The sequence below is a fragment of the Paenibacillus assamensis DSM 18201 genome (assembly GCF_000422445.1).
GTDB lineage: Bacteria > Bacillota > Bacilli > Paenibacillales > Paenibacillaceae > Paenibacillus_B > Paenibacillus_B assamensis.
Genome location: NZ_AULU01000022.1, coordinates 1 through 12636, shown reverse-complemented (window position 1 = coordinate 12636; position 12636 = coordinate 1). Strand labels below are relative to the sequence as shown.

Below are 12636 nucleotides of genomic sequence, written 5' to 3'. Positions count from 1 at the left end.
CCTCACAATATGCCTTATTTTCATCGTACCATCATATCATACCGCTGTCTTAGCGGACAAGACAGATAACCGCTTGCGCAGCAATCCCTTCGCCTCTACCTGTGAAACCTAACTTTTCGGTAGTCGTCGCCTTCACATTAACTTGAGAAGTCTCCGCTTCTAGTACACGAGCTAAGTTCTCAACCATTGCCGGAATATGCGGCAGCATTTTAGGGGCCTGAGCGATAATCGTGCAGTCTACATTACCTAGACGATAACCACGCTCTTTAGCCAAATTCCACACATGCTCCATCAACTTCATACTATCTGCATCTTTAAAGGCAGGGTCCGTATCCGGAAAATGTTTACCGATATCGCCTAGTCCCAGCGCGCCAAGCACTGCGTCACTAACCGTGTGCAGCAATACATCTGCATCAGAATGGCCAAGCAATCCCTTTTCGTATGGAATATGAACGCCTCCAATAATACATGGGCGACCTTCTACTAGCTGGTGAACATCGAAACCTTGTCCTACTCGAATCATCGTGTCCCTCTCCCTTAACCTGATAAATGTTTACATACAATTGCTAATTCACTTTTACAGCCTAGAAGAGAAAACGATTGCTCCTTTTCCCTATTTAGCGACGCTCAAGCCACCATTCCGCCCAATCCAAATCCTCTGGAGTAGTCAGCTTAATATTGGTGTAGCTGCCTTCCACAACATGAACAGGAATACCAATCTGCTCAACGAGAACTGCATCATCGGTGCCAAGTCTGTTCGCAGCATTCGCTTCATCATGAGCTCTGATTACATCCTCAAGACGAAAAGCTTGTGGGGTTTGAATCGCCCACAAGCTGCTCCGATCTGGGGTAGCCGTAATGACTCCAGCTGCGTCCACTTGTTTAATCGTATCTTTAACAGGCACACCCAGCACAGCAGCACGATGTTCAACTGCGCCTTGGCAGCAAGCAAGAACATGCTGCTCTTCCACAAAAGGACGAACCCCATCATGGATGAGCACAATTTGAACACCCCGCGCCTTAGCTGCCTGCAATCCCGCATATACAGAATGCTGACGTTCGTTACCACCGTTAACGATGTCTCTTACTTTACTCAGTTGATATTGCTCAACCCAATGTTGGCAGCGTTCACTGTCATGTGATGAAGTGACAAGTACAATCGCCTCACATTGAGACATCTGCTGGAACCGCTCTAACGTATGAATGAATACTGGCTTGTCCTGCAATAGCAAAAATTGCTTACTTTCCGCAGTACCCATTCGCGTCCCTTTACCTGCCGCTACAACAACAACTCCGAAACTTTGTTGCATGGTTAACGCCCTCCATGGTGATAATAACATCATCATACCTGTTTTACTGGGCTTTTTCCAACAGTTTCGGCTTAGCAAATATCATACGACCAGCAGAAGTCTGCAATACACTGGTCACCAGTACCTCCATCGTGGTCCCGATATAGTCACGTCCACCTTCAACAACAATCATCGTACCATCGTCAAGATAAGCAACACCTTGCCCATGCTCCTTGCCGTCTTTTATAACTTGAACCACAATTTCTTCTCCAGGCAGCACAACAGGTTTAACAGCATTAGCCAGGTCATTAATATTAAGAACCGATACCCCTTGAAGTTCGCACACTTTATTCAAATTAAAATCATTCGTAACCACTTTACCTTTTAACAGTTTTGCTAACTTAACAAGCTTGCTGTCTACTTCTGAAATTTCCTCAAAGTCGCCTTCGTAAATTAGCACTCTAACTTCAAGTTCTTTTTGGATTTTGTTTAAAATGTCTAATCCTCTGCGCCCGCGGTTACGTTTAAGCAAGTCAGAAGAATCAGCGATATGCTGCAGTTCCTCTAGTACAAACTCCGGTATAACAATTGTCCCTTCGATAAAACCTGTTTTGCAAATGTCTGCAATTCGTCCATCGATAATAACACTCGTATCCAAAATTTTATGCTCTTCAAAATCGGTGCTTGAACGATCATCTTCTCCTTTTTTCGGAAGACGTACAGATGCTAGCCATGAAGCAGCTTCATCCAGTTTCCACGCCGACATTTGAACACCTGCAATCATACATCCTACTGTAATTATTGTTGCAGCAAGCTGACCTATAACTCCAAAATGGCTCAATAATGGCACCAGCAGCGCCGACACAGAGAGACCTACTAAAAGTCCGCATGTATAAATCAAAATATGTGGTGTAGACATTTCTGCTACTCTTTGGCGAAATAGACTCCACCAATGCTTAACAGGAGAAGCGAATGCCTGACAAAGCACGATCCCTATTACCGAGCCCCCAAAGGCCCATATGATTCGACCTGACGTCCAACCTCCCGCTACTGCTGACCACTGCATGGTTTGAGCTGACATGCTGCTGTATAATTCCATTCCGCCCCAAGCTCCAAGCAAGCCGGCTAAAATCATCACAATTCGTTTAATCATGAACGTCCACCTCCTAGCTCCAATGTATATTCTTTACAATTATGACCCAAGTAGCCACGTCCTAATCCATTCGGTTTGCTTTTTACGAAGAGTCACAGTTGAAAAATGGCAATTATTAGTCTTATAATGGTGAAGTAGTATGCATCCGTTCAACCTTAACGATTCGTGCCACTCCTTACTACAAGAGGTTGGCACCATAACAAGAATAGAGGTGGAATTGCACATGAGCACTCCCAACTTGCAAGCATTTCAAGACCAGGTCGCCGATTTGCTGTTGCGTCATCGCAGTTTGTTAGACGTACTATCCAAATACGGCCAATCCGATGCTTCTGTAAATCGTGCTGTAACGAAAGCAATTACGGAATGCGGTTGTTTGGAGCTACACGCCAAAAGGCAGCCATACAAAGAAGAAATGAATCTTCACGAAGCAAAACACAGTATGGAGAGCCATGTAAAAGGTCAATTATGTGAGCATTGTACAGAAGTGATACGCTCTGAGCTAGGAAAGCATCTATTCTATATGTCTGCCCTATGTAACTTACTGGACATTCAACTTGAAGATGTCGTGAAGGATGAGGCTAAGAAGTGCCAAACACTAGGTATATTTAACCTGTCATAATGAGCTTTCGCTTTTGCAACGACCGCTGTGCGAATTAGCATAGCGGTTCTTTTGTATGCAAAAATAAAAAAGGTGCTTGCCTCATCTTTTCAGATGAAACAAGCACCTTTTTGTCTACTGATATTGTCGTTCCTTATAGATGTTTCGATACTGTATCTTCGGAATCCACTTGTGATTTTCGACGACGCATCAGCATTCTAACGTTTTTTTTTAAGCCGAGCAGCGCGTATAGTACGAGCGGCACAAAAATAAGTACTGGCATTTGCTCCGGCTTCCATAGAGCAAGACCGACAGCAGCCGCAATAACAAACGGCGTGATCCAGATTGCTTTCTTAGGAATACCGATCTTTTTGAAATTCGGATAACGTACTGTACTTACCATTAGGTACGATACAAGCAGCATTGCAATTAATAAAAATGTTGTGGAAATATCATTATGGAATAATGCTAATGTACAAATAACGCCACCCGCTGCTGGAATTGGCAAGCCGATAAAATAACCCGGAGTGCCTTCAACCACGTTGAAGCGAGCTAAGCGGAGTGCACCGCAAATCGGGAAAATAGCTGTTACAATCCACGCTACAGCTGGATTAACATCCGTCAATGCAGTTACGTACATAATAAATGCTGGTGCAACTCCGAATGATATTACATCCGAAAGCGAATCAAGCTCCTTACCGAACTCACTTTGTGCATTCAATGCACGTGCTACACGTCCATCCAAGCCATCCAATAGCATAGCTATAATGACCATGAGCGCAGCCAGGTTATACTCCTGATCAAACGCAAGCATAATGGCTATAATTCCGAGAAACAAGTTACCGATGGTAAACAAGTTCGGAAGCGACTTTGTAATCATAGATTCACCTCTAATTATACTATGCCCAACGTTCGTGAATTCATTGTAGGTAAACTAAATTTGCCTGTCAATGAAAACCTGCTCCTGAATTCGTTTGAGTCCTTCTTTGATGTTGCGTGCTCTTACCTCGCCAATGCCGTCCACTTCGTCCAATTCCTCAATCGTTGCACTAAGTACATGAGGAAGAGTTGTGAAATTATCGACCAAATTCGTAATAATAACATTAGGAAGGCGTGGAATTTTATTCAAGACACGATACCCACGAGGCGAGATCGACTCATCTTGAGCAGCACTCGTAACCTGGTATCCAAGAAGACGGATCAAATAATTCGTATCAAGCAGTTCGTCAGCTGTGCATTTTTTTAGTTGATTCAATATTTCTTTAATCTTCTCATCGCTGTTGTCACGTGCATAATCCTTCAAGAGAAGCCAAGCATCATCTTCTGTATTGCTTACTAATTCTTCAAGCTGCATACTAATGAGTCGGCCTTCGGTACCTAGTTCATTAATATATCGCTTGATCTCCAATTTAATACGTAATACCATCTCAGTTCGTTGCATAACATTCACAACTTCTTGTAAAGTAACCAATTCTTCAAACTCAGACGCAGACAAATTAGTCAGTCCTTGCATTAATACCGCTCTATACTTCTCAAGTGTCTGAATGGCTTGGTTAGCCTTTGTTAAAATAACGCCAATTTCTTTCAAAGCATATCGAAGACTGCCCTGGTATAGGGTAATAACATTGCGTCGCTGAGAAATGGACACGACTAGTTTACCTGTTTGTTTAGCTACCCGCTCCGCGGTACGATGGCGAATCCCCGTCTCAATCGAAGGGATCGATGAATCTGGAATAAGCTGCGTATTTGCATATAGTATACGCTTTAAATCCTCACTTAAAATGATTGCTCCGTCCATTTTAGCAAGCTCATACAAATAACTCGGTGAAAAGTCACAGTTAATGGAGAATCCGCCATCAACGACTTCCATCACCTCAGGGCTATAACCAACAACGATTAGCGCCCCTGTCTTAGCACGTAACACGTTCTCCAAACCATCGCGAAAAGACGTACCTGGCGCAACCATTTTAAGCAAATCGTTCATAATATCCAGCTGATTATCTTTGACACTCATCTTTGATTTGAGCCCCCTAACCTAACGCTGCTGTCAATGCTTCTGCAACGGTATTTACACCTACAATCTCAATATGCTTAGGCGGAGTCCAGCCACGAAGACTCTTCTCCGGCATAATAATTCGTTTAAATCCTAATTTCTCTGCTTCCTTCACGCGCTGTTCAGCTCGTGATACCGCTCTTACTTCACCTGTTAATCCTACTTCGCCAATAACGACATCAAAAGGCTGAGTTGGCATATCACGGAAGCTGGATGCGATAGCAATCGCAATGGCTAAGTCGACCGCTGGTTCATCCAAACGTATACCGCCAGCAACATTAACATATGCATCTTGGTTCTGTAAAAACATCCCCATACGCTTCTCTAAGACAGCAATGATAAGTGCAAGGCGATGATGATCAATACCTGTGGCAGTACGTCGAGGAGAAGGGAAGTTTGTCGCTGCTACAAGTGCCTGCATCTCTACTAGAACCGGTCTTGTGCCCTCGAGGCTAGCGACAACTATTGACCCAGCAACACCAAGTGGACGTTCCTGCAAGAACAGTTCAGATGGATTTTTAACCTCTACAAGACCGCCCTCAGTCATATCAAATATGCCAATTTCATTCGTTGATCCAAATCGATTTTTAACCGCTCGCAAAATACGATACGAATGGTGCCGCTCACCTTCAAAATACAAAACACAGTCAACCATATGCTCCAATAAACGTGGGCCAGCTATGGCTCCTTCTTTCGTCACATGTCCGACAAGTACAGTAGCGATCCCTTTCCCCTTTGCAATCCGCATAAATGTACTTGTGCACTCTCTTACTTGAGCGACACTACCCGGAGCCGATTCGACGGAAGGTTGGAATACCGTTTGGATCGAATCGATGACGAGAAAATCAGGCTGCATAGCTTCAATGGCTTCTTCTATGTGCTGTAAGTTTGTCTCACTAAGCACAAATAGCTGCTCAGACAAAGCACCTAACCGATCAGCTCGCAGCTTTGTTTGGCGCATGGACTCCTCACCAGACACATACAATACCTTTAAGCCGCTCAATGCAATCGCATTGGAAGTCTGAAGCAGTAACGTAGATTTACCAATACCAGGGTCCCCACCGACAAGAATGAGTGAGCCTGGTACTACTCCACCACCCAGTACACGATTCAATTCGGACATCGTCGTACTTATGCGTGGTTCACGCCCACTTTCAATATGTATGATCGGTTGTGGAATTTCTTTCGTTTGAGCGAAGGAAGACTTCATCCCCTTAGTTTTTACAACGGTTTCTCGTTCCTCCACCATCGTATTCCATTGGTTACACCCTGGACATTTTCCCATCCATTTAGGCGATTCATATCCACAATCTGTACAGAAAAATTTTGTTTTTACTTTAGCCATAAAACCGACAACTCCTGTCCTCATCCTATTTTCCGTGTCTTGATGTGGAATTAGTCAGAGGCAGATGGCTACTTTCCTGCACAAAACACTTGCACGGAGCAATGATATTGCTTCTTTTATTTTTATCGACATCATCCAACTCAATTATGAATAATGTGCACAATTGTTATCCTTTTTTGTAGGAAAACGACGAATATCCTAATATACTCAAGTTTACCATTTTTGCAGGAGCGTGGAAAGGCAAGTCAATAAAAAAGGACACAGTCTGTTGAAATTAACAATCTAATTAAGAAAGAAAAATGAAAAAAACCTCCAAGAGCACGGTTTTAAGGTAGCTCTTGAAGGTTTTAATTGTTAACTTTATCGTGACTGAAAGTAAGGTTATAAACCGAACGTTACACGTAGTTAGCTTAGACTATAACTTACATATCGCTTACTTTTGTGATGGCTCAGGCTCTTTCTCACTTTGCCCTTCTTGTGACTGATGAATAACGCGCAATTCACCGTCTTTTTCATCAATTGAAACGGAATCGCCTTTAGAGATGTTACCACGAAGCAGCTCTTCAGAAAGACGATCTTCAATATGCTTCTGGATCGCACGACGTAAAGGCCTTGCTCCATAGGCAGGGTCGTACCCTTCCTTCGCTAAGAATAGCTTCGCTTTCTCAGTAAGCTCAAAGTGGATATCTTGCTCCTTAAGACGTTTGCTTAAGTCATCAGCCATTAAGCTAACGATTTCACCAATATGCTTCTCTTCTAGAGAATGGAACACGATAATCTCATCGATACGGTTCAAGAACTCAGGACGGAAGCTCTTCTTCAACTCGCCCATCACTTTGTCCTTCATGCTGCTGTAGTCTTTCTCGCTATCCGTGCGGGCTGTAAAGCCCAATGTAGAATTGCGTTTTATTGCCTCAGCACCTACGTTGGATGTCAAAATAATAAGCGTATTTCGGAAATCAACGACACGGCCTTTGGAATCCGTCAAACGGCCATCCTCAAGCACCTGCAACAAAATATTGAACACTTCTGGGTGTGCCTTCTCAATCTCATCGAGAAGTACGACAGAATACGGTTTGCGGCGTACTTTCTCTGTTAATTGGCCACCCTCTTCATAACCAACATAGCCCGGAGGAGCTCCGACAAGACGCGCTGTAGAGTGCTTCTCCATATACTCAGACATATCGATACGTATAACAGAGTTCTCATCACCGAACAATGATTCTGCTAGTGCACGAGCTAACTCCGTCTTACCAACACCCGTTGGTCCAAGGAAGATGAACGAGCCCATAGGACGTTTCGGATCCTTAAGACCAGCACGAGCACGGCGGATCGCACGGCTCACTGCCTTAACTGCTTCATCTTGCCCGATAACACGCTCATGGAGGATGGATTCCATGTTCAACAGTCGCTCCGTTTCTTCTTCCTTAAGCTTGAGTACAGGAATTCCAGTCCAGCTCGCAACGATATGCGCAATATCTTCTGGCGTTACTTCGGAATCTAGTCGACCTTGCTTCTCTTTCCATTGATTGCGCACCGTTTCCAGCTCTTCACGCATCTTCTGCTCCGTATCACGAAGTGCAGCAGCCTTTTCAAATTCTTGGCTCTGTACAGCAGCATCCTTTTCTTTGCGAATGTCCTCAAGACGCTGTTCCAGTTCCTTCAAATTTGGTGGAACCGTGTAGGAATTCAAGCGAACTTTGGAGCTAGCTTCATCAATAAGATCAATCGCTTTATCCGGTAAGAAACGATCTGTAATGTAGCGATCAGACAATTTAACGGCCTGTAAAATAGCCTCATCCGTTATTTTCACACGGTGGTGAGCTTCATAACGGTCACGTAGACCTTTAAGAATAAGAATGGCCTCTTCCGGTGTCGGCTGATCCACAGTGATCGGTTGGAAGCGACGTTCCAGAGCAGCATCCTTCTCGATATATTTGCGGTACTCATCCAACGTAGTTGCCCCGATGCATTGCAATTCACCACGAGCCAATGCTGGCTTCAAAATGTTAGAAGCATCAATAGCTCCTTCTGCACCGCCTGCCCCGATAAGTGTATGCAACTCATCGATGAATAAGATGATATTTCCCGCTTGGCGAATTTCATCCATAATCTTCTTAAGACGATCCTCAAACTCACCACGATACTTCGTACCAGCAACAACAGAGCCCATATCCAGCGTCATGACACGTTTATCACGAAGCGTCTCTGGAATTTCATTGTGGATAATTTTCTGTGCCAATCCCTCTGCAACAGCGGTCTTACCTACACCTGGTTCCCCGATAAGAACTGGATTGTTCTTCGTACGACGGCTTAGTACTTGAATTACACGCTCAATCTCACGGCTGCGGCCAATGACTGGATCGAGGTTCCCCTCTTTTGCACTAGCCGTCAAATCACGAGCTAGGCTATCCAATGTTGGCGTGCTCACATTTTGAGGAGAACCGTGATGGCTCGATACTGCTTCACTACTGCCAAGCAGTTGCAGTACTTGCTGACGTGCTTTGTTCAAGCTGATTCCAACATTGTTCAGCACACGTGCAGCAACACCTTCTCCTTCTCTAATAAGACCGAGCAAAATATGCTCTGTTCCCACATACGTATGACCAAGTTTGCGTGCTTCATCCATCGATAACTCGATAACTTTCTTTGCACGCGGTGTATAGGCGATATTAGTCGGTTGCTCCTGCCCGCGACCAATAAGTGATTCTACTTCATCCTGAATTTTTTCTAGTCCTAATCCTAGGGCAACAAGAGCTTTCGCTGCGATGCCTTCCCCTTCACGAATAAGACCAAGCAAAATATGCTCTGTGCCAATATTATTGTGTCCAAGACGCATTGCTTCCTCTTGAGCTAATGCGAGTACTTTTTGCGCTCTTTCCGTAAATCTACCGAACATCATATTGTTGCACCTCCACATGAATATTTGTTGCCATGTCTAAGCCAATTGTACTTAATGCTCTACATGCTCTCTACTCTGCGATATCTCGTTTGTTCCCCAACGTATCGCGAATCAGTCTCGCACGATAAATATCGCGTTCATCAGCACTCATTGGCTTCTTATAAATATGCTGCAGGAATCCTGGTTGGGTCATTACTAATAATTCATTCAACGCGGTTCCCGTAACATCCTTCAACATTTCTAAATCTGATCCGAGTCGAATATCGGACAGTCGTTGTGAAGCTTCTTTTGAATCTATTACGACTGCATGCTTCAATATGCCATAAGAACGGCAAATCCGATCCGTCAATCGAGTATTACTTTGCTGGATCAACTGCTCGCGTGCCGATTTTTCATGTTCAATAATCTGCTTTACTACTCCATACAGATTATCAATAATTTCGGACTCTGACTGACCAAGCGTAATTTGGTTCGAAACCTGAAACAAATTCCCCGTTGCTTCGCTGCCCTCCCCATACAAACCTCGTACAGCAAGCCCTACTTGAGCAACAGCTTGCAAAATACGATTAATCTGCTGCGTAAGCACAAGGGCAGGCAAGTGCATCATAACCGAAGCGCGGATCCCTGTACCCACATTTGTCGGACAGCTTGTTAGATACCCTCGCTTTTCATCAAAGGCGTAATCAACCTGTGCTTCAAATACATCATCAATCCGACTTGCCTCATTCCACGCCTCATGTATTTGTAGACCTGGATATAAACATTGAATACGTAAATGATCCTCTTCATTCAGCATAATGCTGACCGATTCATCATCCTTTAATAGAAGACCACCGTTCCGAGACTCATTCGCTAAGTTAGGACTAATCAGATGTTTCTCGACCAATACCTGTCGCTCCATATCAGTAAGCTCAGTTAAAGAAATAGCTTGAAAATGCCCCAACTGCGAAAAGTCTGGAGATTCCGTTACCTTCGTTAATCGAGAAAGCGATTCGGCCGACTGCTGATTCGTCGCAAGCAGCGGAAATGGTAGACCATTCAAGTTCCGGGCAATCCGTATTCGGCTGCTGATGACGATATCCGAGTCAGGTCCTGTGCCTCTCATCCAATCGCTTACTGGCTGCTCCATAAAAGAATGATTGGACATGCTCTACTCCTCCTTGCTCGTTTACACGATTATTTCGCTTCGGCTTCACCCGATAAATCCTGCTCAATTTTTCGAATCTCATCCCGCAGTTGAGCTGCCGTTTCAAATTGCTCTTGTTGAATGCTTAGCTGCAACTTCTCGCGCAGCGCAATTAATTCACGCTTACGCTGCATGACAATACCGTTTCGCTTCGGTATTTTACCAACATGCACAATATTGCCGTGAACTCGCTTCAAAAGCGGATCCAAACGGGATGCAAATGACTTATAACAAGCATCGCAGCCAAAACGACCCATTTTACTGAATTGTGAAAAAGTAAGACCACAGTGATCACAGCGCATCACTTCTTGCGTAGATTTAATTCCATATAAGCCACTCTGTAATTGACTGCTGCCATTTGTCATATCGAAGTCTAATAAACCCGATAACAAGTTGTGAATAGAGAAGCCATTGGGTGCCCCAGGTATTAGTTCACCTTTATCACGAGCACAGCTCTCACAGATGTGAAATTCCGTTTTTTCACCATTAATAATCTTCGTGAAATGTAAAGTAGCAGATTTCTGTCCGCATTGCTGACACATCATAGCCTCGTTCCTCCTTCTGACCCGATACGACATAAATTAGTATCTTATCCGTATTCATTACGTAAAGTGAACGTTTGTGTCCTTGTCAGTCTGCAACTACGATTTACCAAGCAGAGCCACCAGCATAGCACGCAATAACTTTGCACGAAGCTCATCTCGGTAAGGTAGTTTAAGCATCAAGTTGTCTCGAGCAATTGCGGCCCGTAACAAACTCGCCTCACGTTGGGAGATAATTCTAGCCTCTTCCAGTTGATATATGATCCCTTCCCCTGTCTCTTGACTGATGCAATCACCAATCGTATCGCAGACATGAGCGTGAATCGCATGCTGCGCTGGTAGCTCTATACGCTGAATTCGAATATAGCCACCACCACCACGCTTACTTTCAACTACGTAGCCTTTTTCTAATGAAAATCGAGTGCTGATCACGTAGTTAATTTGAGAAGGAACACAAGAAAATTGCTGGGCAAGGTCGTTGCGCTGAATCTCTACAGCCCCTTCTTGACTATTCAGCAACAAAACTTTCAGATGCTGCTCGATCAAGTCGGAAATGTTACGCAATTAACTCCCTCCTTTCTGAGCATCTATAATTAGGTTTAACCATTTTTGACCTATTTTTATTCGACTTTAATTATATTTCATTGACTTTGACTTTCTTTGACCTTGAAATTATTATAGCAGAACAGATCGTTCTTTGCCAATTGTTTGTTTTAAAAAACCGAAATAATCCACAAGTGTGACACTTCTACATATTTAGCTGAGAAATACCCAATATATATTAAAGCGCTTACAACAAATTCTAACATCATTACTATAATTATAGTCTTAAAGGTTCCATGCTCCATAATATTGTTTTTGCATGTGCTAATAATAGACATTGCCCTAACTAATCTCATACTACAAGAAAGTGATCTGTGGATAAACAAGCAAGAAGAAATCTATTAGAGGGATAGAATTAGAATATCTTTGTGACCAAATCACAACATTTCCACAGAACGTTAATAAGAGGTGGATAATTATATGAATAACATTAATAATCAACTACATAAAAGAACTGAAAATACAAGATTCATGGGTTTCGAATGGAACTTATGCACATGTGGAAAACAGAGGAGGAGCTTTCAAACTACTTACATCTGTGTATAAAAGGTGAATATCCGAGTGGCATGAGCGAATTATTAATACGTTGTACATAAAATTAGAAAACAAAAACCCACTGAATACCTCAGTGGGTTTTCTTTGCTTGGCAACGTCCTACTCTCCCAGGACCCTGCGGTCCAAGTACCATCGGCGCTGGAGGACTTAACGTTCGTGTTCGGGATGGGTACGCGTGGAACCCCTCCGCCATCGTCACCAAACATGATTTTTGCGATGTATATCTCCCTGTATTCCTACAGCAAAATATCACATCATCTAAATCGATTCAGGACATATCCTACCATCAGGTAGGTTCCCTAACAAGGTTATACCTTGAAAACTGACCGCAAAGTGTTTAAAACGCTTCTTCATATTCATTAGGATAAGCCCTCGACCGATTAGTATTCGTCAGCTCCACACATTACTGT

Annotated in this window: 11 protein-coding genes and 1 rRNA gene; 1 reads left to right on the top strand and 11 read right to left on the bottom strand. The window is 43.5% G+C overall.

The window, feature by feature from the left end; genetic code table 11:
• Window positions 1-49: 49 nt before the first annotated feature.
• From ispF to H580_RS0112565, 3 genes are all read right to left on the bottom strand, one after another.
• Window positions 50-523, bottom strand: a complete 474-nt coding sequence (gene ispF, locus H580_RS0112575; RefSeq protein ID WP_028595104.1) for a 2-C-methyl-D-erythritol 2,4-cyclodiphosphate synthase — start codon at window positions 521-523, stop codon at window positions 50-52.
• Between the two features lie 94 nt (window positions 524-617).
• A complete protein-coding gene (gene ispD, locus H580_RS0112570) occupies window positions 618-1310 on the bottom strand; it encodes a 2-C-methyl-D-erythritol 4-phosphate cytidylyltransferase (protein ID WP_028595103.1) in 693 nt (230 codons plus the stop codon).
• Window positions 1311-1353: 43 nt separating this feature from the next.
• Window positions 1354-2442, bottom strand: coding sequence for a PIN/TRAM domain-containing protein (locus H580_RS0112565; RefSeq protein ID WP_028595102.1), 1089 nt, complete (start codon window positions 2440-2442; stop codon window positions 1354-1356).
• A gap of 223 nt (window positions 2443-2665) precedes the next feature.
• Here H580_RS0112565 and H580_RS0112560 point away from each other — a divergent pair, with 223 nt between their 5' ends.
• The gene (locus tag H580_RS0112560; protein WP_028595101.1) at window positions 2666-3061 is read left to right on the top strand and encodes a nucleoside triphosphate pyrophosphohydrolase family protein; all 396 of its coding nucleotides are present in this window, start codon (window positions 2666-2668) and stop codon (window positions 3059-3061) included.
• Between the two features lie 133 nt (window positions 3062-3194).
• On the opposite strand, the gene pssA is transcribed toward H580_RS0112560, so the two are convergent.
• The 8 genes from pssA to rrf all read right to left on the bottom strand — a co-directional run bounded on the left by pssA (window position 3195) and on the right by rrf (window position 12429).
• Window positions 3195-3920 carry a CDP-diacylglycerol--serine O-phosphatidyltransferase gene (gene pssA, locus H580_RS0112555; RefSeq protein ID WP_028595100.1) on the bottom strand — a complete coding sequence of 242 codons (726 nt, stop codon included), beginning with the start codon at window positions 3918-3920 and terminating at the stop codon, window positions 3195-3197.
• 54 nt (window positions 3921-3974) lie between these two features.
• A complete protein-coding gene (gene disA / locus H580_RS0112550; RefSeq protein ID WP_028595099.1) occupies window positions 3975-5054 on the bottom strand; it encodes a DNA integrity scanning diadenylate cyclase DisA in 1080 nt (359 codons plus the stop codon).
• 16 nt (window positions 5055-5070) lie between these two features.
• Window positions 5071-6438 carry a DNA repair protein RadA gene (gene radA, locus H580_RS0112545; protein ID WP_028595098.1) on the bottom strand — a complete coding sequence of 456 codons (1368 nt, stop codon included), beginning with the start codon at window positions 6436-6438 and terminating at the stop codon, window positions 5071-5073.
• A 433-nt stretch (window positions 6439-6871) separates the two neighbouring features.
• Window positions 6872-9340 (bottom strand): ATP-dependent protease ATP-binding subunit ClpC, encoded by a 2469-nt coding sequence (gene clpC, locus H580_RS0112540; RefSeq protein WP_028595097.1) that lies wholly within the window; start codon window positions 9338-9340, stop codon window positions 6872-6874.
• Between the two features lie 70 nt (window positions 9341-9410).
• On the bottom strand, window positions 9411-10487 hold the full coding sequence (gene mcsB, locus H580_RS0112535; RefSeq protein WP_028595096.1) for a protein-arginine kinase McsB: 1077 nt from the start codon (window positions 10485-10487) through the stop codon (window positions 9411-9413).
• Between the two features lie 29 nt (window positions 10488-10516).
• The gene (mcsA, locus tag H580_RS0112530; protein WP_028595095.1) at window positions 10517-11071 is read right to left on the bottom strand and encodes a protein-arginine kinase activator protein McsA; all 555 of its coding nucleotides are present in this window, start codon (window positions 11069-11071) and stop codon (window positions 10517-10519) included.
• Window positions 11072-11167: 96 nt separating this feature from the next.
• On the bottom strand, window positions 11168-11632 hold the full coding sequence (locus H580_RS0112525; RefSeq protein WP_028595094.1) for a CtsR family transcriptional regulator: 465 nt from the start codon (window positions 11630-11632) through the stop codon (window positions 11168-11170).
• 680 nt (window positions 11633-12312) lie between these two features.
• Window positions 12313-12429 (bottom strand): 5S ribosomal RNA (gene rrf / locus H580_RS0112520).
• Window positions 12430-12636: the final 207 nt, after the last annotated feature.